At 67.9% G+C, this 24,257-nt stretch carries 20 protein-coding genes; 7 read left to right on the top strand and 13 right to left on the bottom strand.

Features of this window, described 5'->3' with window-relative positions; genetic code table 11:
• The first annotated feature begins 168 nt into the window (after window positions 1-168).
• Window positions 169-1,257, top strand: coding sequence for a GNAT family N-acetyltransferase (locus AAC997_RS08685; protein WP_340645295.1), 1,089 nt, complete (start codon window positions 169-171; stop codon window positions 1,255-1,257).
• Here the strand turns inward: AAC997_RS08685 and AAC997_RS08680 are convergent.
• A complete protein-coding gene (locus AAC997_RS08680) occupies window positions 1,254-2,225 on the bottom strand; it encodes an SDR family NAD(P)-dependent oxidoreductase (protein ID WP_340645294.1) in 972 nt (323 codons plus the stop codon). The two genes, AAC997_RS08685 and AAC997_RS08680, sit on opposite strands and share 4 nt — an antisense overlap.
• Before the next feature lie 178 nt (window positions 2,226-2,403).
• Here AAC997_RS08680 and AAC997_RS08675 point away from each other — a divergent pair, with 178 nt between their 5' ends.
• Window positions 2,404-2,766: a hypothetical protein gene (locus tag AAC997_RS08675; protein ID WP_340645293.1), complete on the top strand. Its 363-nt coding sequence runs from the start codon at window positions 2,404-2,406 to the stop codon at window positions 2,764-2,766.
• Between the two features lie 4 nt (window positions 2,767-2,770).
• Here the strand turns inward: AAC997_RS08675 and AAC997_RS08670 are convergent, their stop codons facing one another.
• Genes AAC997_RS08670 through AAC997_RS08660 form a run of 3 tightly spaced genes read right to left on the bottom strand, consistent with a single transcriptional unit; the run spans window position 2,771 to window position 4,898 of the window.
• A complete protein-coding gene (locus AAC997_RS08670) occupies window positions 2,771-3,631 on the bottom strand; it encodes a sigma-70 family RNA polymerase sigma factor (protein WP_340645292.1) in 861 nt (286 codons plus the stop codon).
• Complete coding sequence (locus AAC997_RS08665) at window positions 3,628-4,527, bottom strand: alpha/beta fold hydrolase (protein WP_340645291.1); 900 nt, start codon at window positions 4,525-4,527, stop codon at window positions 3,628-3,630. The genes AAC997_RS08670 and AAC997_RS08665 overlap by 4 nt, the downstream gene beginning before the upstream one ends.
• A 56-nt stretch (window positions 4,528-4,583) precedes the next feature.
• Window positions 4,584-4,898: an EthD family reductase gene (locus AAC997_RS08660; RefSeq protein ID WP_340645290.1), complete on the bottom strand. Its 315-nt coding sequence runs from the start codon at window positions 4,896-4,898 to the stop codon at window positions 4,584-4,586.
• 203 nt (window positions 4,899-5,101) lie between these two features.
• On the opposite strand from AAC997_RS08660, the gene AAC997_RS08655 reads away from it, so the two are divergent.
• Together AAC997_RS08655 and AAC997_RS08650 are read left to right on the top strand one after the other, a co-directional pair.
• A complete protein-coding gene (locus tag AAC997_RS08655; RefSeq protein WP_340645289.1) occupies window positions 5,102-7,024 on the top strand; it encodes a peptidase M61 in 1,923 nt (640 codons plus the stop codon).
• 2 nt (window positions 7,025-7,026) lie between these two features.
• Entirely contained in the window at window positions 7,027-7,752 is a 726-nt protein-coding gene (locus AAC997_RS08650) for a GNAT family N-acetyltransferase (protein WP_340645288.1), read from the top strand.
• A gap of 10 nt (window positions 7,753-7,762) precedes the next feature.
• Here the strand turns inward: AAC997_RS08650 and AAC997_RS08645 are convergent, their stop codons facing one another.
• The 3 genes from AAC997_RS08645 to AAC997_RS08635 form a co-directional block, all read right to left on the bottom strand.
• Window positions 7,763-9,340: a metallophosphoesterase gene (locus AAC997_RS08645; protein ID WP_340645287.1), complete on the bottom strand. Its 1,578-nt coding sequence runs from the start codon at window positions 9,338-9,340 to the stop codon at window positions 7,763-7,765.
• Window positions 9,341-9,446: 106 nt separating this feature from the next.
• Window positions 9,447-11,960, bottom strand: a complete 2,514-nt coding sequence (locus tag AAC997_RS08640; RefSeq protein WP_340645286.1) for an ATP-binding protein — start codon at window positions 11,958-11,960, stop codon at window positions 9,447-9,449.
• A 443-nt stretch (window positions 11,961-12,403) separates the two neighbouring features.
• Window positions 12,404-13,846, bottom strand: a complete 1,443-nt coding sequence (locus AAC997_RS08635) for an MFS transporter (RefSeq protein ID WP_340645285.1) — start codon at window positions 13,844-13,846, stop codon at window positions 12,404-12,406.
• Window positions 13,847-13,929: 83 nt separating this feature from the next.
• Between AAC997_RS08635 and AAC997_RS08630 the strand changes: the two genes are divergently transcribed.
• Window positions 13,930-14,160, top strand: a complete 231-nt coding sequence (locus AAC997_RS08630) for a sulfurtransferase TusA family protein (RefSeq protein ID WP_340645307.1) — start codon at window positions 13,930-13,932, stop codon at window positions 14,158-14,160.
• On the opposite strand, the gene AAC997_RS08625 is transcribed toward AAC997_RS08630, so the two are convergent.
• Complete coding sequence (locus AAC997_RS08625; protein ID WP_340645284.1) at window positions 14,132-15,130, bottom strand: YihY/virulence factor BrkB family protein; 999 nt, start codon at window positions 15,128-15,130, stop codon at window positions 14,132-14,134. The two genes, AAC997_RS08630 and AAC997_RS08625, sit on opposite strands and share 29 nt — an antisense overlap.
• 310 nt (window positions 15,131-15,440) lie before the next feature.
• Here AAC997_RS08625 and AAC997_RS08620 point away from each other — a divergent pair, with 310 nt between their 5' ends.
• The gene (locus AAC997_RS08620; protein ID WP_340645283.1) at window positions 15,441-16,514 is read left to right on the top strand and encodes a substrate-binding domain-containing protein; all 1,074 of its coding nucleotides are present in this window, start codon (window positions 15,441-15,443) and stop codon (window positions 16,512-16,514) included.
• A gap of 64 nt (window positions 16,515-16,578) precedes the next feature.
• Here AAC997_RS08620 and AAC997_RS08615 read toward each other — a convergent pair whose 3' ends face one another.
• Window positions 16,579-17,712 (bottom strand): CaiB/BaiF CoA-transferase family protein, encoded by a 1,134-nt coding sequence (locus tag AAC997_RS08615; RefSeq protein WP_340645282.1) that lies wholly within the window; start codon window positions 17,710-17,712, stop codon window positions 16,579-16,581.
• Between the two features lie 64 nt (window positions 17,713-17,776).
• Window positions 17,777-18,553, bottom strand: a complete 777-nt coding sequence (locus AAC997_RS08610) for an SDR family NAD(P)-dependent oxidoreductase (RefSeq protein WP_340645281.1) — start codon at window positions 18,551-18,553, stop codon at window positions 17,777-17,779.
• 135 nt (window positions 18,554-18,688) lie between these two features.
• Here AAC997_RS08610 and AAC997_RS08605 point away from each other — a divergent pair, with 135 nt between their 5' ends.
• Window positions 18,689-20,011 carry a diguanylate cyclase gene (locus AAC997_RS08605; RefSeq protein WP_340645306.1) on the top strand — a complete coding sequence of 441 codons (1,323 nt, stop codon included), beginning with the start codon at window positions 18,689-18,691 and terminating at the stop codon, window positions 20,009-20,011.
• On the opposite strand, the gene AAC997_RS08600 is transcribed toward AAC997_RS08605, so the two are convergent.
• The 3 genes from AAC997_RS08600 to AAC997_RS08590 all read right to left on the bottom strand — a co-directional run bounded on the left by AAC997_RS08600 (window position 20,008) and on the right by AAC997_RS08590 (window position 24,207).
• Window positions 20,008-20,268 (bottom strand): hypothetical protein, encoded by a 261-nt coding sequence (locus AAC997_RS08600; protein WP_340645280.1) that lies wholly within the window; start codon window positions 20,266-20,268, stop codon window positions 20,008-20,010. The two genes, AAC997_RS08605 and AAC997_RS08600, sit on opposite strands and share 4 nt — an antisense overlap.
• 152 nt (window positions 20,269-20,420) lie before the next feature.
• Complete coding sequence (gene mfd / locus AAC997_RS08595) at window positions 20,421-23,927, bottom strand: transcription-repair coupling factor (RefSeq protein WP_340645279.1); 3,507 nt, start codon at window positions 23,925-23,927, stop codon at window positions 20,421-20,423.
• A complete protein-coding gene (locus tag AAC997_RS08590; protein WP_340645278.1) occupies window positions 23,917-24,207 on the bottom strand; it encodes a succinate dehydrogenase assembly factor 2 in 291 nt (96 codons plus the stop codon). Before AAC997_RS08590 ends, mfd begins: the two co-directional genes overlap by 11 nt.
• Window positions 24,208-24,257: the final 50 nt, after the last annotated feature.

The raw sequence follows: 24,257 nt of genomic DNA, 5'->3' as shown, positions 1-24,257 counted from the left end.
GCTGAGGGGGGCTTTGGTCCTTGTTTGAGGGTGGAACCTGTCGACGACGTCGATCCCCCTCCGACCCGGACCTGCGGTCCGCGTCACCTCCCCCACATCGGCGCGATGCGCCTGGGGGAGAATCTGGGTGCGGCAGGGGGTTTGCATGGCAGGGGGTCGGAGGGGCCTATGACAACCATCAGTGTTTCAAACTGGACCGATCTCAGCGCGCAGGACCTGGCGTCGTGGCGCGCGTGGCAGGCGGGCAGTCCGGCCCTGGCCAGTCCCTTCCTCAGTCCCGGTTTCGCCCAGGCGGTCGACCGGGTGCGGGGCGACCTGGCGTTCGCGGTGCAGCGGGATAGCGCCGGGGCGGCGCAGGCCATCCTGCCGTTCCATCCGGGTTATCTGGGCTCGATCTCGCCGCTAGCGGGGCCGATGTCGGACTGGCACGGGGTCCTTGCCGCCGATCCCGACGCCACCGATCTGAAGGCCATGGTCACGCGGCTGGGCGCCAGCGTGCTGCGGCTGGAGAACGGCCACAGCCCGACGCGAGGCGCGCCCGGCACGGTGGAGTTCTCGCACCTCATGGACCTGAGCGGGGGCTACTCGGCCTATGAGGCGCGGGGCCAGGCGCGGGAGGCCGGAGCCTTCAGCCGACTGGCCGGCCGGGGCCGCAAGCTGGCCCGAAACCACAAGGTGACCTTCGATCTGGACGACCGGTCCCCGGAGGCCCTGGACTGGTTGATCGCCAACAAGCGCCGGCAGTGTCTGGCCACCGGCCAGTTCGACGTGTTTTCCGTCGGCTGGACGCGCGCCCTGCTGCATGAGCTGTTCGGTGTGGCGACGCCGGAGCTTCGCGGGCGGCTCTCCACCCTGCGGATCGACGGCGACCTGGCCGCGGCCCATTTCGGCATCCAGGGCGCCGGCGTGCTGCACTACTGGTTCCCGGTCTATGACGAGGCCCACGGCGCCTGTTCGCCGGGGCTGATCCTGCTGCAGGCCATGGCCCGTAACCTGGCCGACGAGGGCGTCACCGCCATCGACCTGGGCAAAGGCGACTATCGTTACAAGCGCGAGTTCGGCGACATCCAGCGGCCGGTCTATCGGCACGCGGTGTGGGGCGACAGCGTCAGCGGGGCGCTGTGGCGTTCCATGGACGGCCTGGAGAGCGGCTGGGCCGCCCTGCCCCTGGGCCAGGTGGCGCAACTGCCGGGCAAGGTGGCGCGGCGGGCCGACCGGCAGCTGAACTTCTACCTGGGCGACCTGCGGGCGGCTTAGCCCCCCAGTTTCCAGCCGACCGCCTTGACGAATTCCTCGTAGAACGCGGGCTCATAGGCGCGCTCGGGGTCCTTACGGACCCATTCGTCGAGCATGTGGGCGTCGTCGCCCACCAGGATGCGCCAGGTCTCGGCCTTCACCCCGTCCAGGATCACCGTGGCGGCGGCCGCGGCGGTCATGGGGGCGTCTTCCAGGAAGCGGCGAGCGCCCTCGGCGACCATGGCCTGGATGGCGGCGTCGGGGACCTGAGAAACATCCATGCCGGCGGCCATCATGCGCGACCGCGCCGCAGCCAGTTCCTCGGGCCCAAGGTCGTCGGACTGGGTGTCGCCCTGCACCTTGCGGGAGTTGGCGACGATGGCGGTGCCGATGTGGCCGGGCATGACCACGCTGGCCTTCACATGGGGGGCGGTGATCCGCAGGTCGGTGACCAGGGCCTCGGTGAAGCCCTTCACCGCGAACTTGGCCGCCGCATAGGAGGTATGGGAGGTGTTGGGACCGATGGTGGCCCAGAAGCCGTTGACGCTGGAGGTGTTGACGATGTGCGCCTCATCGGCGGCGATCAGCATGTCGAGGAAGGTGCGGACCCCCAGATAGACCCCGCCCCAGCAGACATTGAAGGTCCGCTCCCAGGCCGCGCGGGTGTCGGCGACCATGCTGCCGCCGCCGGCGATGCCGGCGTTGTTGAACAGCAGGTGAATGTGATCGGTCTGGTGCTGGTGCTTGATCTCGTCACGGAAGCGCTGCAGGGCGGCCTCGTCGGAGACGTCGGCGACATGGGCGGTGATGCGCACGCCCTGGGGGATCCGGTCGCCCTGACACAGGGTGATGGTCTGGGCCATGTTCGTGGCCGAGACGTCGCACATGGCCACGTGACAGCCCTGGGCCACCAGCTGGCGGGCGAGCTCGCGACCCATACCTGTGCCGCCGCCGGTGATCACGGCGATCTTGCCGGTGAAATCCTTCATCGCGTCTCTCCCCTTTTGCGGGAGCTTGGACCCTGGCGGCGCCGCGCGGAAGCATGACCCCACGTCAGGCAGGCGTCGCGGTGAGGCGAGCGTGCTTAACCCATATTCATCGCGCTTTTTGGCCAGCCGTTCACGGGAGGCCGGCAATCTGTGGGCGAACAGAAGTGGTCGTATCGCCTTGGAACAGATCAGCAAAATCGCGAACGCCGGGGCCTTGTCGGCCCGGGACATTCTTGACGCCTTCGACATCTGGCTGAGCGAACGGGTGGCCGACGCGCGCGCGGCCGGGATGGACCTGGCCTTTCACGACAGCGACTTCGACATCGCGCCGGGCCGGGAGCCCGCCCTGGTGGGCTGGCGCCACATGCTGCTGGCGCCCGGCGCCTGTCCGCCGCAGGGTCCGGACTGGACGGTCTATCGCCTGCAGGACCAGGGCTCGGCCGCCAAGAGCGGCGCCGGCGGCCTCGACCAGGATGGGCTGCGCAAGGCGCTGGAGGCCCTGGGCTACGGCGCCTATCTGAGTTCGGCCAAGACCGGCTGATCGTTTAGGCCGGTCCCAACCGCACCCAGTCCGCTGCGTCCAGGGCATAGGGCGCGAACAGGAAATCACGGATCGCGGCGATCTGGTCGCTCCGCCATTCCACCAGCACGAAATAGGCAGGCGCCTCCATCGCGTCGGCGCCGAAGACCAGCATGGCCGGACGGCCCTCGACCGCCCCGAAGGCGAACCGCCATTTGGTCTCTTCGGCATAGCGCGTGAAATAGGGGACGATCCTGTCGCGCCCTTCCCATTTGAGCCTGTTCACCAGCTCAAGCTTCACGTCGTCGGCGAGCATGGCGCGGATCGCATCGAAGTCGCCCATCCGGAACAGATCGACAAAGGCGGCCATCTTCCGCCGCGCCGCATCGGGCATCAGCGGCAGCCGGGTGTCCGGGGTGGTTTGCGCCAGGCGCCGCAGCGCCACACGGCCGCGTTGAAGCGCGGACTTGGCGGCCGCCGGCGTACACTCGGCGATGGACGCGACCTCATCGATCGAATGGCCGAGCACATCCTTGAGAATCACCGCGCAGCGCTGAAGCTCAGGCAATTGCAGGAACGTCTGGAAGCTGACGGCGACGATATCGGCTTCGGGCATCGGCCCGGTCTCGATGTCTTCGGTGAGCGGCACGACCGTGTTCCGGGACCTGCTGCGCAGCAGGTCGAGGCTCGTATTGTGGGCGATACGGAACAGCCAGCCCTCAAGATGGTCCACCTTGGTGCCCTCGGCGCGCGCGCTCAAGGCCTTGACCAGGGTGTCCTGCAGCACATCTTCGCCATCGACCGTCGAACCTGTCATCCGCGCGCAGTAGCGATGCAGACGCGGCCTGAGCGCGGCCAGCCGATCCTCGAATTCGTCGCTGCTCATGCCTCGGAACCTGCCCCAGCCCCGCGCTCCGTCGCCAGGGCCTTGTCGGCGATGTCGAGAAGGATCGCCGACAAGGCCGCCGGTTGCGACAGGAAGGGCGAATGGCTGCTGTCCAGGGTGTGGGTGATCGTCGCGCCGCCGATCGTGGCGTCAACCGCGGCGATCATGTGGTCCTGACCGGCCAACGGCACCGCGCGATCCTGCGTGGTGCGGATGTAGTGGCGTGGCACGGAGCCGAACCTCTCCGGCGTGATTTCGGAGGGGGCCAGGGCGCCGCCGTTGGGTTCGTCGCTGTGCAACTGCGACGCCGCCTGGGCGAAGTCGGCCTCGGTCAAGTCGGCATAGAACGAGGCTTTCAGCAGCGACCTGTACGTCTCGTCGGCGGGCCCGGTGTTGATCCGCGTGGCGCCGATCGCGATCGTATCCCCCACGAATAGTCCGGGCGACAGGGCTGAGGACATGGTCTCGTGCGGGATCATCGACAGCAGCGACACGCCGTTGTGGACCATGAAGCCCGCGAGATAGACGACCGCGGCGAGGCTTTCGGGAACCTGCTCGGCGACCGCCGAGATCGTCATCCCGCCGGCCGAGTGCCCCACCAGGATGACCTTGCCGTCGCTCAGCGACGCCGCTTCCTTCACCAGAGCGACAACCGCCTGCGTCCGTTCGGCCTGTGTAAGGCCGGCGACCGGCGACGGCTCGGCGGCGAAGGCGGCGAGGTCGAACGGGCGGGCGCCGAGCGACTTCGGCGCGATCGTATTGGCCCCGGCGCCGGGAAGGTCGACGGCCAGGACCGTATGGCCTTGGGCCTCAAGTCTCGGCGTGACCTTGTCCCAGGCCGACTTGTTGTGCCAACCGCCGTGGACGAGGACGAGAGCTACTTTGGGTGTCGACATCGTCGATCCTTCTCGCTTGATTTTGCGGCGGGCGCCAACGGCCGCCGCGGATCGGGTCAGACTTCCCGCGTGTCGAAAACGAAGATTTGGACGCCCGTCTCGTCAGGCGCGTAGAGTTGGCGGTCCGCCGCGACCGCCCGGCCCTCCGGACTGGCGAAGGCCTTTTGCATCGCCTCTAGATCATCGAAGTACACGGCGCCGATAAGGTGGACATCGCTCGGCCCGGCCAACACCGAAACGGGTCCGGCGCTGACCTCGTATTTCCGGACACCGGGCATCTTCTTGGCCAGCGGTATGTGCGTCCCGAAATAGTGCTTCTCGAACGCTTCGACGTCAGCGGGCTTCTTGTAGATGGCGACGAGCTTGGCCATTGCGACTCTCCTTTTGTTGCGGTCGCACCAGGGACGAAGCGGCGGCAGGAAACGGATCGCGGCGTCCGAAAAGATTTGAGGCCGGTCACCGGCGAGGACTTATCCGCGGCAAAGGGCTACGCTTTTCGCGCAGCCTGGGTTGCGTCCCGGCGTCGCGGCCGCAGGATAGGGGAAACCTGTTCCGATTCAGAAGGCCCCTGCCCTTGCAACGCGCGCTCCTCGTCGCCTCCGTCCTGACGCTCTGCGCCGGCGCGGCTTTCGCCCAGACCGGCGCACCGCAGCCGCTGGCCCTGCCGCCGGCCATCGCCGCGCCCGCCGACACGCCCTATGCTGGGGTCCTGAAGCTGGCGGTGGACGCCACCGACCTCGATCGCCGGATATTCCGGGTCCGGGAGACGATCCCGGTGGCCAAGGCCGGGCCGCTGACCCTGCTGTATCCGAGCTGGATCCCGGGCAACCACGCGCCGCGCGGGCCGATCGACAAGCTGGCGGGCCTGACCATCACCGCCGGCGGCAAGCCCGTGGAGTGGACCCGCGACACCGTCGACATCTCGGCCTTCCACGTGGACGTGCCCACCGGCGTCACCGCGCTGGACCTGGAATTCCAGTACGTCTCGCCCACCGACCCGGACCAGGGCCGCGTGGTGGTGACCCAGGAGATGATGAACGTCCAGTGGTTCGCCCTGGCGCTCTATCCGGCTGGACACTTCACCCGGCAGATCCAGATCGAGCCCAGTATCCGCCTGCCCCAGGGTTGGCAGTTCGCCACCGCCCTGGACACCGTCGCCACCGGAGACGTCACCAAGTTCAAACCCGTCAGCTTCGAGACGTTGGCGGATTCTCCAATGTTCGCGGGACGTTATTTCAAGAAGCTCGACCTGGACCCCGGCGGCCGATCGCGGGTCAGCCTGAACATCGTGGCCGACGATCCATCGCTGCTGGAGGTCAAGCCGGCGCAACTGGCCGCGCACCGGGCGATGGTGAGCCAGGCCGACAAGCTGTTCGGCGCGCGCCACTTCGACCACTACGACTTCCTGTTCGCGCTCAGCGACCGGATGGGCGGGATCGGGGTCGAGCATCAGCGTTCCAGCGAGAACGGCACGGCGCCGCGCTACTTCCTCGACTGGGACAAGCTGCCGTCGACCCGCAACCTGCTGCCCCACGAGTACAGCCATAGCTGGAACGGCAAGTACCGCCGACCGGCCGATCTGTGGACCGCCAATTTCAACACCCCGATGCGGACCAGCCTGCTCTGGGTCTATGAGGGCCAGGACCAGTACTGGGGCTTCGTGCTGGGCGCGCGCGCGGGCCTGGTCACCAAGCAGCAGACCCTGGACGCCATGGCCCTGACCGCGGCGGCCTATGACAACCGGGTGGGCCGGTCCTGGCGGGCCATGCAGGACACCACCAACGACCCGATCATCACCGCCCGCCGGCCCCAGGCCTGGACCAGCTGGCAGCGCAACGAGGACTACTATTCCGAGGGCCAGCTGATCTGGCTCGACGCCGACACCCTGATCCGCGAGCAGTCGAAGGGGAAAAAGTCGCTGGACGACTTCGCCAAGGCCTTCTTCGGGGTCAATGACGGCGACTGGGGCCAGCTGACCTATGACTTCGATGAGGTGGTGGCCACGCTGAACGCTGTGCAGCCCTACGACTGGGCGAGCTTCCTGCGCAGCCGGCTGGACGGCCACGGCCCCGGCGCGCCACTGGAGGGGGTGACGCGCGGCGGCTACCGGCTGATCTACACCGACACCCCCACCGACTACGCCAAGAGCGACGAAGCGCGGCGCAAGATCACCGACCTGACCTATTCCCTGGGCCTGGTCCTGAACAAGGACGGGGACCTGACGTCGGTGCAGTGGGAGGGACCGGCCTTCAAGGCGGGGCTGGCCGACGGCGTCAAGCTTATCGCGGTCGATGGCCTGGCCTACGATGCCGACCGGCTGAAGGACGCCGTGACGGCGGCCAAGGGCGGCAAGGCCCCCATCGAGCTGCTGGTGAAGGCGGGCGAGCGCTATCGCACCGTCAAGATCGACTACCACGACGGCCTGCGTTACCCGCGTTTCGAACGGATCGCCGGAACCCCGGCCCGGCTGGACGACATCCTGGCGGCGCGGAGGTAGGCGTGGAGGCGCTGGCGGCCGACATCGCGACCATCTTCGGGCTTTCCGAAGACGGCGCCATCGCCTTCGAGAACGAGCCGGGCCAGCCGCCGGGGCCACGGCTGTTCCTGGCGGGATGCCGGGAGGGCAACCGCGTCGTGCTCCGTCACGACGTCGGCGACGACACCGCCCGGGCCATCGCCGCGCTGGTGGCGCGCGAACGTCCCTGGTTCGATCCGCAGACTGACCCGGCCTGCCTGGAGGACATCCTGGCGCGGCTCGGCCGCGAAGCGCCAGTGGAGAGCGTCAGCCGCTCGCTGATCTACCGGCTGCCCCACGCCCTGCCCCACGATCCCGCCGTGCGGATGGTCCGCGGCGACACCGCCGAGGGGGTGGCGTGGCTGGCGCACCTGGCGGAGACCGGTATGCCACAGCATCTGCTCGACGCCGGATTCCTCGGCCCCGGGGACTTCTGGGACCCGTGGGTGGTGGCGCTGGAGGGCGACGACATCGCCGCCATGGCCTTCGCCGCCCGGATAGGATCCAGGGCCGCGGAGACCGGCGTCTATACGTTTCCGGGCTACCGAGGCCGGGGTTTGGCGGCGGCGGTGACGGCGGCCTGGTCGGGGTTGGCGGGACTGGCGGATCGGCCGCTGTTCTACTCCACCCAGACGACGAACCTGTCGTCGCAACGGGTGGCGGCGCGGCTGGGCCTGCCGGTGTTCGGGGCCGGGGTGCGGGTGACCTGACCCACCCGCCTCAGACCCTGAACCGCACGAACAGCGGATGCCCCAGCTTCGGCGCGACATTGGGCGCGGCCCAGTCCTTGCCGCCGACCCGCGCGTGGAAGGCTGCGCCACGGACGAAGTTGGCCACCGTCCCGGTGGGACAGCCGAAGTGCAGGTCGACGGGCGGGCCGCCGACCCGGTCGTAGGTCACCACGCCCTCCGATCCGCGCGCGCCGGCGTTGTCCTGGATCCAGAAGCGGGAGACGTGGCCCTTCGGGATCACCGCGGGCGGGCCGACCACATAGCGGCCGTGAACCTCGGCGCTGGCCCGGCGAACCAGGTCGGAGGTCCCTTGGCTGTTGTCCACCGTCACATAGGTCGAGAAGTCGAAGTTCGGCGCATAGACCAGAGTGTCGGCGGGCGCCGAGTGGTCATCGATGCCATAGGTCCCATCGGGTCGGGCGGTCACCTGGCGCAGGCGCGGCGTCAGGGTGGTGGTGTCCACCTCGATGAAGGTGGGGTGCTTGGTTCCGATGTCGGCGCGGCTGGGGCAGTCGAAGCCGGTGTTCACATAGTTGATGAAGCCGTCCTTCAGCCCCGACTTCGGCGCGTGGGTATGGCCAAACACCACCAGCTCGGCGCCGTTCTGCAGGGCCAGACGCTGCGCGAACCAGGCGAGGTAGCGGCCGTTGACGTCGGCGGCGGCGGCCTTGGCGGCGGAGAGATCGCCCCCCACGGCGGTGGCCCAGCGCGCCCACAGACCCTGATAATTCAGCTTCACCTCGCCCAGGTTGGTGGTGCGGCCGTCGGGCAGCAGGATCGGCTCGGCCTCGCTGATGCCAGTGACCTTGACCGCATAGTTCACCGCCGACTCGATCAGCGAGGCGTTGATGGAGCCGGCCAGCTTGGTGAGCTCGATCCCGTTGGGCGCGCCCTGGTCGGGCAGGTCGGCGACGCTGCGCCCCGGCGGCAGGTCACGGTCCAGCATGTAGGCCACCGAGCGGGTGACGAAGTGGCCCAGCGGTAGGGGCGCCAGCGGGGTCGAGAGGTCGGGCGCATTGAACATGGTCCAGCGGTGGCCGTGAGAACAGGCCAGGCGGCGGTCGGGGGCGAGCGGGAAATAGGCCTCCTCGTCGCGCACCTGGATCCGATACCCCTCGCGGCTGACCAGGAAGTCGACGTCGCGCTGGGTGACCCCCATATCGTGGTTGCCGGGGATCCAGGTCACCCGCCCTTTCAGGGCCGAAAGCGCCTGGGCGAGCTTGCCCCGCGGCCCGAAGATCACCGGATTGGCGGCGGCGATCTCCCGCAGGGTCGGCGGTCGGCGGCGTGGCGGATAGGTCCAGTCGTCGATGAAGTCGCCCAGGATGATCAACTCGCGCACCTGATCGGCTTCTCCGATCACATGGTCCAGCAGGGCTGTGAGGAAGGGCTCGTGGAAGTCCTTCTGGTACCAGACGGTGGGCGAGTTATCGCCGATGTGCACGTCACTGATGAAGACGACCTTGGTGCGGCTGGGTGCGATCGGCGGCAGGGCTGCGGCGGCGGCGCCCGCCAGGGCGCTGGCCCCGACCCCGGCGACGACCGCGCGGCGGTTGATACGAGCCATGGCGTCGCCTCCCGTGTCCGGGCCCGACTAGATCATGAGCACGCTAGAACGTGAACCTGGCGAAAACTGGGTCGAGATTCGCGCCTTACGGGCGTGATCACGCCCCTCAGGCCACCTCGCGGTCGCCCTGCGCCTGTTCCGCGGCCAGGATGGCGTGGACAATGGTTTCGATCAGCGACTGAGCGCGGATGGGCTTGGAGAGGTGCTCGTCGGCGCCCGCCTCGCGGCCGGCACGGATGTGATCGTCCATGGCGTTGGCGGTCAGCATGATCACCGGCGTGCGGGCCAGACCCTGTTCGGCCTCGAACGCCCGCAGGAGCCGGGTGGCCGACAGGCCGTCCAGTTCCGGCATCTGCATGTCCATGAGGACCACATCGAAACGTTCAAGCTTGAGGCGATCGATGGCCAGTTGGCCGTTCTCTACGATCTCCGGCTCGACGTTCACCGACTGCAGGATCAGCTGAACCACCTTCTGGTTGGTGGGGTGATCCTCGGCCAGCAGGATGCGGCAGCCGGAAAGGTCAAAGCCCGCCTGGTCCTCCACAGTCTCGGTGGGCGCAACCGCCTGGGCGATCTCCAGAGGCAGGAGGAAGGTGAAGACCGAGCCGACGCCAGGCGTCGACTCGACATTGATGGCCCCGCCCATGAGCTCGACGAGCGAGCGGCTGATGGCCAGGCCAAGGCCGGTGCCGCCGAACCGGCGGGTGATGGAGCCGTCGGCCTGCTGGAAACGCCCGAACAGCCGCGCCTTCACGGCGTCGTCAAAGCCGATCCCGGTGTCGGTGACGGCGAAGCGCACTTGCCCGCCCTCCTCCGTCACGGCCAGGCGCACAGACCCGGCGTGGGTGAACTTCACGGCGTTGGAGAGCAGATTGGACAGCACCTGGGTCAGGCGGACCTGATCGCCGATAAAGGCGCCGCGCGCGGCCTCAGAGACGGTCCAGCCCAGTTCCAGTCCCTTCGACTCGGCCGAGGCGCGGTGCAGGTCGGCGATGCGGCGCACGATGGCCTGCATGTCGAAGGTCTCGTGGGAAAGCTGGATCTCGCCGGCCTCGATTTTCGAGAAGTCGAGAATGTCGGTGAGCACCTGCTCCAGCAGACGCCCGGAGGACACGATCAGTTCGGCCAGTTCGCGGCTCTTCTGGGTCTTCTGCTGGGCGGCCAGGGTCTCGGAAATGGCGATGACGCCGTTGAGGGGCGTGCGCAGTTCGTGGCTCATATTGGCCAGGAAGCGCGACTTCTCGGCATTGGCGCGTTCCAGCTCAGCGGTCCGGTCCCGGACGCGGTCCTCCAGATTCGCCAGAACCTCCTCGACCTTCTCGCGTTCGCCGCGCAGCGCCTTGGCCAGGACGCCGATCTCGTCGGTACGGCCCTCGACATTGCTGGTCTCCGCGCGTCGGTCACGGACACCGAAGGTTTCCGGCTCGCAGGTCCCGGCCAGCTGGCGCAGCGGCCAGACGATGGTGCGCCGCGCCAACGCCACCACCAGCAGGGTCTGGATCAGGGCCGCGATGGCGCCCAGCGCCAGGACCCAGGACGCGGACTCGGCGGCCGAAAGCGCGATGGCCGACTTCGGATAGCTGAGCAGCAGATACCAGTCCGGACCATTGAGGCGGCCATAGGCCACGACCTGGCGGCCATCAGGACTGGTGATCACCCCGTGCATCTGACCGTCCTGGCGGATCGCCTTCACCAGGGTCTTGAGGCTGAGCGTGCGCTCGTAGTCGGCCAGGGTGTCCTCCGAAGCACGGCCCGGCGTGGCGAAACCGGGATAGGCGATCAGTTCGCCCTTCCCCGTGACGATCAGGTTGGAGGCGCCCGGAAGCGTGTTCTTGATGGCGTTCAGGAAGAACCCGGTCAGTTCGATGGATGAACCAAAGGATCCCACATATCGGCCGTTCACATAGGCCGGGGTCATGCAGCCAGTGGCCAGGCGATCGCCCTTGTTGTCCTGGATCAGCCGCTGCAGGTTGGTGCAGCGGGTCTCCCGGGCCGGGTTATTCTTCGGCAGGGTGATCTGGGCCATCTCCTCCTTGGAGACATCGAGGCTGGCGGGCGCCTCCCTGCGGTAGAACATCAGGCGGTCGGGACGATCAGGGCCGAACATAACCAGCCGGGCGTGGGCCGGGGTGAAGAAGTAGAAATTGTCGTACTCACTGCGGGCGGCCTGGCCGAAGTCGGAGACGACGGAGAAGGCGGCGGTCAGGGCGCGGCGCTCGGCCAGCGACGCTTGGTCCGCATCGGAGATGAAGCCGCCCATGCCGTATATCCAACGCCCCGAGACGGTAAGATGACCGTCGAACAGCGCGTCGCGGGTGCGGCGGGTGCCGTCGCCCTTGGCGGGGAAATAGGCTTCGGTCAGCCGGTCTACGTCGGCGTCAGACAGATGATCCATCCGACGCTCGAGTTCGACGCCGGCGGCCTTGTGCAGGTTGGTGAGGTTGGTGAAGCGCCGGTCGATGTTGGAACTGCGTTCCCGCACATAGTCCGACAGGTAGCTGATCTGGCGGTTGGTCAGTTCCTGCTGGAACACGACGAAGGCGCCGATGGATCCCAGGATGGTGACCACCAACGACATCAGCCCGACACTGATCAGAAACCTGCGCGAAAGTGAGTTCATCGCCCCGATTGCCGCCCCCACGGAAAGTGGGAAGATAGAGGGTGAGTCCTTGCGCTAGAGTTTACATTCGCGCCCAGATTCAACCTTTGGGACGTCTTGAAGACCTCCTTTGTTGTCTCACCCCCGGCGGCGTCGGCCATAGTGGGCCCTAGAGCCATCACGGGTGGAAACGCGCCTGTCGATCGCGAGCATCGCCTTGGGTCCACTCTGGAAACGCGCCGAACAGGGGGCGCCTAGCTCGCCAACATCGACGGGGGTGCGCTGGCGAAAAGGCCCGGTTTCAGGCCAAGGCCGCAGACACCACGGCGGTAACCACAACCTGAGCGGCATCCAAGGACCTCCGGCGCCAGTTTATCGGGCGCGGACAGTCGCTAAGCGTCTCAACCCGGGAGACGGCGGCGGACGCGGAACGCCGGCTATGGGCATCGTCGCCACCGGTGTGGTTAAGGCTCGTCCGGCGCCAGGGAGAGTGGCGGCGCGACCTCCTCCAGCGACTTGCGCTCGGCGTTGATCCCGATGGCGAGTTCGACGCACGCCGCGAAGATCATCAGACCGCCCCCCAGCAGATAGCCCCAGAGGATCTGGTGACGCTCGCCGGTGTCGATCAGGGCCCCGAACAGGGCCGGACCGCCGACCCCGCCAAGCAAGGTGCCGAAGGCGTAGAACAGCGAAATGGTCACGGCGCGCACCTCCAGCGGGAAGCTCTCACCCACGGTGAGGTAGGCCGCGCTGGCGCCCGCAGAGGCGAAGAAGAAGATCACGGTCCAGGCCGCGGTCTGGGCGACAGCTGACAACATCCCCTCTGCGAACATCCAGCCCGTGATGCACATCAGCACGCCGGCCAAGCCATAGGTGGCGGTGATCATCACCTTGCGGCCCAGGGTGTCGAACAGGTGGCCCAGCAGCAGCGGCCCCATGAAGTTGCCCGCCGCGAAGGGCAGCATGAACCAGCCGATGGAGGCCGGTGCGATCCCGTAGAAGCGGGTCAGGATCAGGGCGTAGGTGAAGAAGATGGCGTTGTAGCAGAAGGCCTGGGTCGCCATCAGAACCACGCCCAGCACCGTCCGCTTCGGATAGCGATGGAACAGCATCCGGGCGATATCGAGCCAGGAGGTGCGGTGGTGACTCAGCAGCCTCAGGTGGGGCGTGTCCGGGACCGGCGGCAGGGGCCTGCCGGTGTCGCGGACCACCCGGGTCTCGATCTCCTCGATGATGGCCTCGGCCTCCTGCTGTCGGCCGTGGGTCATGAGCCAGCGGGGGCTCTCGGGAATGTAGCGGCGGACCCAGATGATGATCAGGGCCAGCAGCCCGCCGATGACAAAGGCCGCCCGCCAGCCCCATTCCTGGGGCACGAGGTTGGGGTCGAGAACGATGATGGAGCCGACGGCGCCCAGGGCCGCGCCAATCCAGAAGCTTCCGTTGATGACCAGGTCGGTGAAGCCGCGCCGGCGCGCCGGGATCAGCTCCTGGATAGCGGAATTGACCGCTCCGTACTCGCCGCCGATCCCCATGCCGGTGAGGAAACGGAAGATCATGAAGGACCAGAAATCCCAGGAAAAGCCGGTGGCGATGGTGGCCACCAGATAGACCCCGACCGTGATGGTGAAGAGCTTGCGCCGCCCGAAGGTATCAGTCAGCCGGCCAAATATCAGGGCCCCCAGCACGGCGCCCAGGATATAGGCGCTGCCCGTCAGACCGACCTGGCTGGCAGTGAAACCAAGCCCCGTCGGGCTGGCGATGGCGGGCGACAGGGAGCCAACCAGCGTGACCTCCAACCCGTCCAGAATCCAGGTGACGCCAAGCGCGAAGACGACGAGCCAGTGGAAGCGGCTCCAGGGCAGGCGATCCAGGCGCGCGGGTATGTTGGTGGTGAAGCTTTGGGACATCCAGGCTCTTGCCTCCGTGCTGGTGGACCCAACGCCTGAAGGTCAAGCTTGGGTCCCTGGGTCAGGTCGTCTATGGCTCTCGCATGGGCAGCGAGATCATCGTCGACGCACGCGGGCATCGGTGTCCGGTGCCGACCCTGCGCCTGCGCAGGGCCTTGGAGGACGCGCCTTCCGGCGCCCTGGTGCGGCTTTACGCCGACGATCCTTTGGCCCGCATCGACGTCCCGCACTTCGCGGCGGGGGGCGGGTTCGAATTGCTGGACCTGACCGTGACGGCCGAGACCCTCAGCTTCCTGATCCGGAAACCAGCTTAGGCTTGTCGCCCCGCATGTCGCCGGTCGGAGGGGCGGCGGAGGTTGCGCGGTGCTCGTCCATCGCCTGCTCGATTTCGGTGGCCAGAGCGCCGCCGAAGAAGATGGCGTTCACCGTCCAGGACAGCCAGATCAGGAACACCACCACGCCGGCGACGGAGCCGTAGGTGGCGCCCAACTGGGCGATTTGTTCCACATAGAAGGCGCTGGCCCAGGACATGAACAGGCACAGCAGCGCCGCGGCCACGCCCCCGGTTATGGAGGCTTTCCAGGCCACCGGGCGGCTGGACATCGCGAAGCGATAGATCAGGCTCATGGCCAGGGTGATGCCGAAGCTGGCCCAGGTCCATTCACTGAACAGCCAGGGCGCGCCCGCCATCGGCTTGAGATCAAAGGCCGCAGCGATGAAGCGGAGGTAGAAGAACACCGCCGAAAGGAAACCCAACAGCACGAAGGCCGCGATCAACACCAGCAAGGCCATGACATTAAAGCCCACGAAGCCGCGCTGCGTGTCCTCGTCATGGATGAAGGAGAGCCCCGCCAGGAGGGCCTTGAACCCCCGGTGAGACGCGTAAGAGCCGATCACCAGGGCCAGGGCGCTCTGGGTGGAGACCGCCTGCAGGGGCGCGTGGGCAAGGCGGGTCAGCTCGCTCTCGAACAGGCCCCGCGCCACCGGCGGCATCAGGTGGGCCAGCATTTCGGCCTGCGCCGCGGCCTGGCCGGCGTCGGCGAAGAAGGAATAGACCCCCACGAGGATGGCCAGCCCCGGGAACACCGCCAGCAGGACGAAGAACGACACGCCCCCCACATAGAGCATGACGTCGCGACCCCAGAGCCGCGTCAGCGCCTTGGCATTGACCGCCAGAGTCCGCCGCAGCCAGTGCAGCGGATCCCAGTCGATGTCTCGCAAACGCTGAATCTGGCCCCGGAACGACATCGGCGGGAAGGTGAGGAAGGTCGCGCCGGAAGGCAACCCGCCACGTGGTCACGCTTTGGCGACGAGAAACGGCGCGCCACCGGGAGGGGTGGCGCGCCGTCGATGGGCGTGTCGTACCATCGGGGTGATCGCCGCCCGAGGGACGGGAATGAGCGACGACCAACCTGGGGGCAGACTATCGGGCGGCGGCTGAACCCCTGCTGAACGGCGCTCACGGAACAGGTTCACTTAGGGCAAGCGTCACGCCGCTGTCGCATAAGCTTCAAGAATGGGTGGTAGCTGGGCGCCTGAGACCCCGTCGGCGCCGTCAGATGCGGCGCCCCTCCTCCCTCGGAGATTCCTCGCCATGAAGACCGCAATCTACCTCGCCGCCGGCGCGGCCCTTGCCCTGAGCGCCTGCGGACAGAAGACCGACACCAACACCGGGGCCGCCAGCGGCGGCGGCAATCGCGCCCAGGTCTGGGCTGCGGGCTCCTCCACCGTCTTCCCCTTCGCCACCCGTGTGGCCGAGAACGTGGCCCGCACCACGGGCGGCAAGGCCGCGCGCATCGAATCCCTCGGCACCGGCGGCGGTTTCAAGCTGTTCTGCGGCGGGACGAGCTCGCAATTCCCCGACATCGCCACAGCCTCGCGACCGATCAAGAAGTCGGAATTCGAGAAGTGCGTGGCGGCCGGTGTCACCGACATCATCGAGATCAAGATCGGCTACGACGGCATCGTCATCGCCAACGACAAGAAGGGTCCCAGCTTCGACCTGCACCGCGAGCAGCTTTACAAGGCCCTGGCCGCTGAACTGCCTAAGGGCGGCGCCTTCGCCCCCAACGCCTCCAAGACCTGGGCCCAGGTCGGCCCCGGCCTGCCCGCCGAGCAAATCCTGGTCTACGGCCCGCCGCCGACCTCGGGCACCCGTGACGCCTTCACCGAACTGGCCCTGGAAAAGGGCGGCGAGAAGGATGCGACCCTGGCCGCCCTGAAGACGTCCGACGAGGAGGGCTTCAAGGCCAAGACCCACACCATCCGTTCCGACGGCGCGTGGATCGACTCCGGCGAGAATGACAACGCCATCGTCCAGACCCTGGAGAAGACGCCCCACTCCATCGGCGTGTTCGGCTACTCGTTCCTTGAGAACAACATGGACAAGGTGAAGGCCGCCAAGATCGAAGGCGTCGCCCCCACCTTCGAGACCATCTCCAGCGGCGCCTATCCGCTGTCGCGCTCGCTCTTCATCTACGTGAAGAAAGCCAATGTCGGGGTGACCCCCGGCCTGCGCGAATTTGTCGACGGCTTCGTCTCCGACGCCGCCACCGGCAAGGGCGGCTATCTGCAGTCGCGCGGCCTGATCCCACTGCCGGAAGCCGAGCATGCGGCGCAGAAGGCCTCGGTGAAGGATCTGACGGTGATCACCGCGCCGAAGTCCTAGGACGCGGCTCCGCCGTCCCGGCCGGCCGCCAAGCCGAGCCGGGATGACGACTTGAATCTCGCGACTACCCGTTCAACGCCCCGGCCGCCTTCAGCGCGTCGATCTCCGCCGGGGAGAAGCCCCAGTCCGTCAGCGCCTCGGTATCGTGCGCGCCGATGGCCGGGGGCGGACCCTGGATGGCGCCCGGCGTGGCCGAGAAGCGCGGCGCCGGGGCCGGCTGGGTGACGCCGGCGACCTCCACGAAGGTCTGGCGGGCGACGTTATGGGCGTGCTTGGGCGCCTCATCAAGATCGAGGATCGGGGCGAAGCAGACATCGGTGCCGCCCATGATCGCGGTCCACTCGTCCTGACTCTTCCGGGCGATCACCTCGGCCAGCTTGGCCCGCAGGTTGTCCCATTCGCCACGGTTCATCTGGCCTGCGAACGCAGGGTCAGTAATTCCTGTTTTTTCAAGAAGTAGAGCATAGAACTGCGGTTCAATCGAGCCGATGGAAATCCACTTCCCGTCCGAGCACTGATAGGTGTCGTAGAAGTGGGCGCCGCCATCCAGCATGTTGGCCCGGCGGTCATGGGTCCACATGCCGCTGGCCTTGAAGCCGTAGAACATGGCCATCAGCGAAGCCGCCCCGTCGCTCATGGCGGCGTCGATCACCTGGCCCTTGCCGGTCTCCCGCGCACTGATGATCCCGGCCATCAGGCCAAAGGCGAGATAGAGCGCCCCGCCCCCGAAATCCCCCACCAGGTTCAACGGCGGGATCGGCTTGTCCTTGGTCCCGATGGCGTGCAGGGCGCCGGTGATGGCGATGTAGTTCATGTCGTGGCCGGCGGCGTTGGCGTAGGGGCCCGTCTGGCCCCAGCCGGTCATGCGGCCATAGACGATCTTCGGATTGCGCTTCAGCACCACCTCGGGACCCAGGCCCAGGCGTTCCATGACGCCCGGTCGGAAGCCCTCGAACACCGCGTCGGCGCTTTCCAGCAGCTTCAGGCAAGTCTCGATGGACTGGGGGTTCTTCAGGTCCAGGCCCACGGAACGGCGGCCCCGCGCCGTCACGTCAGCCGGGGAGCCTCGCCCCTGCCCCTTGCGATCGATACGCACCACGTCGGCGCCCAGGTCCGACAGCAGCATGCCGCAGAAGGGGCCCGGCCCGATCCCGGCGAACTCGATGATTTTCAGTCCGGTCAACGGCCCCTGGCGCATGGTCTCAACTCCCTGGCGATTTTCGGTGAGCTTAGTGGCAATGACGCCGGGTGAGCCAAGCGCCCTACCCGCCACCCGGCAGCGACTGCCCATCGTCGATGGTGATCAGGGTTCCGGCGATGGCGCGAGCGGCGGGACCGCAGAGCATCATGAAGGCCGCGTCCAGATCCTCCGCCTCCATCAGCCGACGGCGCGGGAAGCCCTTGAGCTGCTTCTGGCCGCCCTCGGTGCCCCACCAGAAGCTGTTGATGTCGGTGTCGATATAGCCGGGGGCCAGAGCGTTGACCGCGATGCCGCGCCGTGACCACTCGCGGGCCAGGCTCTTGGTCAGCATGGCGACCGAGGCCTTGGAGGCGTTGTAGGCCGCCAGCCCCGGCAGCACCGTATGGCTGGCGATGGAGGCGATGTTGACGATGCGGGCCTTGCCGCCGTCGGCCGCGCCATTGGCGAACATCAGCTTGGCGGCGGCCTGGGCCGCGAAGAACACGCCCCGGACATTGACGTCGAAGGTGCGGTCCCACGCCTCGACAGTGAGGTCCAACGCCAGCCCCTCCCCGCCGACCCCGGCGTTGTTGACCAGGATGGAGACCGGACCCAGCCCTGCCTCGATCTCGGCGAAGGCGGGCGCGATGGAGGCGGCGTCGGCGACATCCAGGCGCAGGGCCATGGCGCGGCCGCCCGCCCCGGCGATCTCGCCGGCCAGGGCCTCAACCATATCCAACCTTCGCGCGGTCAGGGCGACGGCCGCCCCGGCTCCCGCGAGCAGTTTGGCGAAGTGAGTTCCCAGCCCGCCGGACGCCCCGGTGATGATGGCCGTCTGGCCCGAAAGCGGCTTGTCCATGGCGATGCTCCACACTCATGACCTGCGCGTCCCTGTCGCGGTCGCGCACCTCTGTATATTCTGCCTGCGAGCCGATTCCCGCCTATAAGCGGCGAGGTCGGCTGTCTTGTTGTTTCAAGGGTTTGAGGAATGGCTCTGGGCGTCCATGCGCGAGTTCTGATCGTCGCGCGCGATGACGCCCTGGCGGGTCCCCTCGCCGAGGGCCTGGACCGGCTTGGCTGGCGCACTGTCACGGCGCGCGGCCCCTATGCCGCCATCGCCTCGCTCAGCGACCTGCAGGTGGAAGCCGCCATCGTCGACCTGGCCAGCGGCGGCCACGAAGCCCTGACGCTCGCCAAGCGCCTGAAGGCCGCCTGCGCGCCGCGACGCCTGCCGGTCATCGCCATCGGCGCACCGGGCCCGGAACTGGACGGCCTCAACTTCGACCTCACCCTGACCGCGCCGGTGCATCCGGCCCAGGTGGTGCTGCGCCTGGAAACCCTGGTGCGCATGGCCATCGCCGAGGAGGAGTTCGAGCTGCGGCTGGAGACCTTCAGCGAGCGCGGCCGGCGCCTGGAAACACCCGATCCCGATGCATCGGCTTTCCGGGTGCTGGCGATCGGCGAACCCGCACCGCAGTTCCTGGCCCTGTCCAACGCCCTGACCCGGTCGGGCGCCGAGGTGGTCGGCGCCTTCACGGCCTATACCGCCTTCGACTACCTGCACGAGCGCCCCTTCGACGCCGTGGTGCTGTGGGCCGGGGACAACAGCCAGGAGGCGCTGTCCATCGCTGCCGGTATGCGCCGCAACACCCGGCTCTATCACACGCCCGCCCTGCTCTACATGAAGCAGGAGAGCTATGTGACCATGTCGGAGGCCTATCACCGGGGCATCTCCGACGTGGCCTCGCCCGAGACGCCGGAGACCGAGACCGCCAAGCGGGTCATCGAACTGGCGCGCAGCTATCGCCGCCAGACCACCATTCGCAAGGCGCTGGAAAAGGCCCGGGCCTCGGGCCTGATGGATCCGGCGACGGGCCTCTTTACCCGGGATCTGTTCGCCACCCACCTGGGCCGCCTGGCCCAGGCCTCGCGCCTGCGCAACCGGCCGCTGTCGGTCTGCGTGCTGAAGGTGTCCGAGCGCCCCGACGTGGGCGCCGCGCGCCAGGGCGGCTGGCTGGACCGCGCCATCCCGCAGATCGGCTCGATGATCGGCCGCCTGGTGCGGGTGGAGGACACCGCCGCGCGCCTCGGGCCCGAGGTCTTCGCCCTGGCCCTGCCCGCCACGCCCCAGGCCTCGGCGCGGGCGGCCGGCGAGCGCATCGCCGCCGTCATCGGCTGCACCGCCTTCGAGGCCGGAGACGGCAAGGCGCCCTTCGTGGTGGAGTTCGACATCGGCGTCGCCGAGGTCAGCCTCGCGGCGGGTGTGGGCAAGGCGCTGGAAGAGGCGGCGGCAAGGGCCGTGGAGCGGGCGAGCTAGGGCTTCACCTCAGCTGCCACCCGCTGGCCTATCGCCTGCATTTCCTTTGAACTGGCCTGAAGCGCGTCGCTGCAACGCTTCAGCTCGGGCTCGATCGCTTCGTCGGGAATGCTGAGCATCTCGCGCTTGAACGCCGACGCGAAGTCCAGGGCGGGTTCCCGACCCTCGATACGTCCCTGGTAATAGAACAGGCCGATGGCGAGAGAGCCCTTCTCCGCTTCGTCATCCGACGTGCCGATGAGATAGGAATAGATCACCGAGCACCTGATATCCTTGGTGGTCTCGGCCGTCTCAGCTCGGGCTCCACAGGCGACTAGCCACGCAGCCGCCGCGCCAATCCACAAAGCTCTCATTCGCCGCCTCCTCTTGACCGGTGCAGCTTAGCGTTCCGGAACAAAGAGGCAACCCGCTACGCCGCGACCGCAGCCCCAGCCAGTTTGGCCAACTCCGACAGCACGCGCTCGGCGGCGTTGAGGCGCTGCTCCGGAGTTTCCCACTCGCCGCGCACCACGACCTTGTTGTCGGGGCGGACCTTCCAGGCGACCTGGTTCTTGGTGACGAAGGCCATCAGCCCCATGGGGTTGGGGAAGTCCTCGTTGCGGAAGGTGACCACGGCGCCCTTGGGCCCCACGTCGATCTTGGCGACATTGGCCTCGCGGCAGAGGCCCTTGATGGCCACGACCTTGAGCAATTGGCCGGCTTCCGGCGGCAGGGGGCCGAAGCGGTCGATCATCTCGGCGGCCAGGGCCTCGCGGTCGCCGGACTTCTCGGCGTCGGACAGGCGGCGATAGAGCGACAGGCGCACGTGCAGGTCCGGCACATAGTCCTCGGGGATCAGCACCGCGGCGCCGGTGTTGATCTGCGGCGACCAGCCCCGGTCGGCGGCGCCCTCGCCCTTGCCGGCCAGTTCCTTCAGGTCGTTGACCGCGTCCTCCAGCATCTGCTGGTACAGCTCGACGCCGATCTCGCGGATATGGCCTGACTGTTCCTCGCCCAGCAGGTTGCCGCCGCCGCGCTGGTCCAGGTCGTGGCTGGCCAGCTGGAAGCCGGCGCCCAGGCTGTCGAGCGACTGCAGCACCTTCAGGCGGCGCTCGGCCGAGATGGTGATCTGCTTCTCGGCGGGCGTGGTCATGTAGGCGTAGGCGCGCGCCTTGGCCCGGCCGACCCGGCCGCGCAGCTGGTAGAGCTGGGCCAGGCCGAACATGTCGGCGCGGTGGATGATCAGGGTGTTGGCGGTGGGGATGTCCAGGCCGCTCTCGACGATGGTGGTCGACAACAGGACGTCGTACTGGCCCTCGTAGAAGGCGCTCATCACGTCTTCCAGCTGGGTCGGCGCCATCTGGCCGTGGCCGACGACGTAGCGGACCTCCGGCACCTGCTCGCGCAGGAACCGCTCCAACTCGGTCAGGTCGGAGATGCGGGGAACCACGTAGTAGGCCTGGCCGCCACGGTACTTCTCCCGCAGCAGGGCCTCGCGGATGACGATGGGGTCGAAGGGGGTGACGTAGGTGCGGACCGCCAGGCGGTCCACCGGCGGGGTGGCGATGATGGACATCTCCCGGATGCCCGACAGCGACATCTGCAGGGTGCGCGGGATCGGTGTGGCGGTCAGGGTCAGCATGTGCACGTCGGCGCGAAGCTCCTTGAGCTTCTCCTTGTGCTTGACCCCGAAGTGCTGCTCCTCGTCGACGATCACCAGGCCGAGGTTTTTGAAGCCCACCTGCTTGGACAGCACCGCATGGGTGCCGACAATGATCTCGACCTCGCCGTTCTTCAGCGCCTCGCGGGTCTCGGCGGCCTCCTTGGGCGGCACCAGGCGCGACAGGCGGGTGACCTTGATCGGCCAGCCCTGGAAGCGTTCGGTGAAGGTCTTGTAGTGCTGGCGCGCCAACAGGGTGGTGGGCGCCACGATGGCCACCTGCTGGCCGCTCATCGCCACCACGAAGGCGGCGCGCAGGGCGACCTCGGTCTTGCCGAAGCCGACGTCGCCGCAGATCAGGCGGTCCATGGGCTTGCCGGCCCCCAGGTCTTCGAGAATGTCGCCGATGGCCGAGAGCTGGTCGTCTGTCTCCTCGTAGGGGAAGCGGGCGCAGAACTCGTCGAACACCCCGTGCGGCGGGTCGACCGGGTCGGTGGTGCGGGTTGCGCGGGCCGCGGCGATCTGGATCAGACCGATGGCCATGTCGCGCAGGCGCTCTTTCGCCTTGGCCTTGCGCGCCTGCCAGGCCGCGCCGCCCAGGCGGTCCAGCTGCACACCGTCCCCCTCCGACCCGTAGCGGGTCAGCAGGTCGATATTCTCCACGGGCAGGTAGAGCTTGGCCTCGGCGCCGTATTGCAGCTCCAGGCAGTCGTGCGGCGCGCCCTGGACCTCCAGAGTCTTCAAGCCCTCATAGCGGCCGATGCCGTGGTCGATATGGACCACCAGGTCGCCGGGGCTGAGCGACGAGGCCTCGGCCAGGAAGTTCGACGCCCGGCGCTTGCGGCGCGGCCGGGCCAGGCGGTCGCCCAGGATGTCGGTCTCGGAGATGACCGCCAGGGTGTCGGTTTCGAAGCCCGACTCCAGCGGCAGCACGACCCGCTGCGGGAACTTCGGATTGGCGGCCTTGGCGGCGTCCCAATAGGGCGCCTGGGTGACGTTGGTCAGGCCGTGATCGGCCAGCATGACGCCCAGACGCTCTGACGACCCTTCCGACCAGGAGGCGAACAGCACCCGTTTTCCCGACGCAGCTAAAGCTTGCGCGTGGGCTGCCGTAGCCTCGAACAGGTTGACCGAATCCTGCTGGCGTTCGGCGACGAAGGCGCGGCCTTGGCGCGCGCCCATGTCCACCACCAGTTCGCCCTCGGCCTCCTGGAAGGCGGAGAACTGGCGGGTGGCGCGTTCGGCCAAGCGGGCGCGCCATTCCTCGGCGGTGAGGTAGAGGCGGTCCGGCTCCAGCGGGTGGTAGTGGACCTTGCGGTCAGCCTGGGCCCGCGCATCGTAGGCGTCGGCGATCATCGCCAGCCGTTCGTCTCGCGCCTGGCCGGCCAGGTGATCGACGCCGATCAGGGCGCTGTCCGGCAGGTAGTCGAACAGGGTCGCCATGTCCGGATAGAACAGCGGCAGCCAATGCTCCATGCCCGCCCGTCGCCCGCCGCCACTGACGGTCTCATAGAGCGGATCGCCGCCGGGGGCGCCGAAGGCCTCCACATAGCCGCGGCGGAAGCGGGAGATGGAGTCCTTGTCCAGCAGGGCCTCACTCACCGGATGGAGACTGATCTCCTTGAGCTGGCGGGTGGAACGCTGGGTGTCAGGGTCGAAACCGCGGATGGATTCCAGGGTGTCGCCGAACAGGTCCAGGCGGACGGGCTCGTCGGCGTTGGGCGGGAAGACGTCGATGACGCCGCCACGAATGGCGAACTCGCCGCGCTCGGAGACGGTGGAGGCGCGCGCATAGCCGTTGACGGCGAAATAGCGCTCCAGATCGGCGATCTCCACAACATTGCCGGTGCGCGCCGAGTACGCGGCGGCCTGGACCACGGCCTTGGGCGGCACGCGCTGAATCAGGGCCGGCGTGGTCGTGACCAGCAGGGAGGGCTTCTTGGCGTCCAGGCCTTCGGCGAGGCGCGCCAGGGTGGTCATCCGCTGGGCGGCGACACCCGGCGACGGCCCGGTGCGGTCATAGGGCAGGCAATCCCAGGACGGGAACTGCAGCACCTCGATGCCCTGGGCGAAGAACCGGAAGGCGTCGATGAAGGCCGAGAGTCGCGAACCGTCGCGCGCCACGAATAGCGACAGGCCGCCACGGGCGCGAACGATGTCGGCCATTACCAGGGCGTCGAACCCCTCCGGCGCGCCGATCAGGTCGAGGCGGCCGGGGTCCGTCGCGATGCGGCGGGTCTCCGCCGCGCTGGGCGCGCGCGAACCGTCAGCCGCCATGTCTGTCGCCCCGGATTTCGTGCACCTTGAACCGGAAGGCCTTGATCTGGTTCAGCAGCGATCCGTCGAACTCGGGCGGCACGTCCGTCCGCTCCATGATCCATTCGTAGAGATCGTGATCGGGCTGCTCCAGCAGCACCTCGAAGAGATCGAGGTCCTCGGGCGTCAGGTCCTGGGCATGGGTGTCCGCGAACGGCCCCAGAATGAGGTCCGCTTCCCTGAAGCCCCGGTGCCACGCACGGAACTTCAGTTTTCGCAGGCGGGTATCGTCGATCGACATGTGGACGGGCCGATATAGGGCCACCCGCCCTCCGACGCCACCCCAGTCGG

The organism is Phenylobacterium sp. (assembly GCF_037968635.1).
GTDB lineage: Bacteria > Pseudomonadota > Alphaproteobacteria > Caulobacterales > Caulobacteraceae > Phenylobacterium.
The sequence above is the reverse complement of the archived record's forward strand: the minus strand, read 5'-3'. Positions and strand labels throughout refer to the sequence as shown.

Excerpts from the sequence above, each read along its gene's own strand:
- AAC997_RS08645 (WP_340645287.1), bottom strand. The coding sequence starts at position 9,340 with ATGGCTCGTATCAACCGCCGCGCGGTCGTCGCCGGGGTCGGGGCCAGC.
- AAC997_RS08660 (WP_340645290.1), bottom strand. The coding sequence starts at position 4,898 with ATGGCCAAGCTCGTCGCCATCTACAAGAAGCCCGCTGACGTCGAAGCG.
- AAC997_RS08630 (WP_340645307.1), top strand. The coding sequence starts at position 13,930 with ATGGGCAGCGAGATCATCGTCGACGCACGCGGGCATCGGTGTCCGGTG.
- AAC997_RS08665 (WP_340645291.1), bottom strand. The coding sequence starts at position 4,527 with ATGTCGACACCCAAAGTAGCTCTCGTCCTCGTCCACGGCGGTTGGCAC.
- AAC997_RS08670 (WP_340645292.1), bottom strand. The coding sequence starts at position 3,631 with ATGAGCAGCGACGAATTCGAGGATCGGCTGGCCGCGCTCAGGCCGCGT.
- AAC997_RS08635 (WP_340645285.1), bottom strand. The coding sequence starts at position 13,846 with ATGTCCCAAAGCTTCACCACCAACATACCCGCGCGCCTGGATCGCCTG.
- mfd (WP_340645279.1), bottom strand. The coding sequence starts at position 23,927 with ATGGCGGCTGACGGTTCGCGCGCGCCCAGCGCGGCGGAGACCCGCCGC.
- AAC997_RS08680 (WP_340645294.1), bottom strand. The coding sequence starts at position 2,225 with ATGAAGGATTTCACCGGCAAGATCGCCGTGATCACCGGCGGCGGCACA.
- AAC997_RS08610 (WP_340645281.1), bottom strand. The coding sequence starts at position 18,553 with ATGGACAAGCCGCTTTCGGGCCAGACGGCCATCATCACCGGGGCGTCC.
- AAC997_RS08615 (WP_340645282.1), bottom strand. The coding sequence starts at position 17,712 with ATGCGCCAGGGGCCGTTGACCGGACTGAAAATCATCGAGTTCGCCGGG.
- AAC997_RS08590 (WP_340645278.1), bottom strand. The coding sequence starts at position 24,207 with ATGTCGATCGACGATACCCGCCTGCGAAAACTGAAGTTCCGTGCGTGG.
- AAC997_RS08620 (WP_340645283.1), top strand. The coding sequence starts at position 15,441 with ATGAAGACCGCAATCTACCTCGCCGCCGGCGCGGCCCTTGCCCTGAGC.
- AAC997_RS08640 (WP_340645286.1), bottom strand. The coding sequence starts at position 11,960 with ATGAACTCACTTTCGCGCAGGTTTCTGATCAGTGTCGGGCTGATGTCG.
- AAC997_RS08685 (WP_340645295.1), top strand. The coding sequence starts at position 169 with ATGACAACCATCAGTGTTTCAAACTGGACCGATCTCAGCGCGCAGGAC.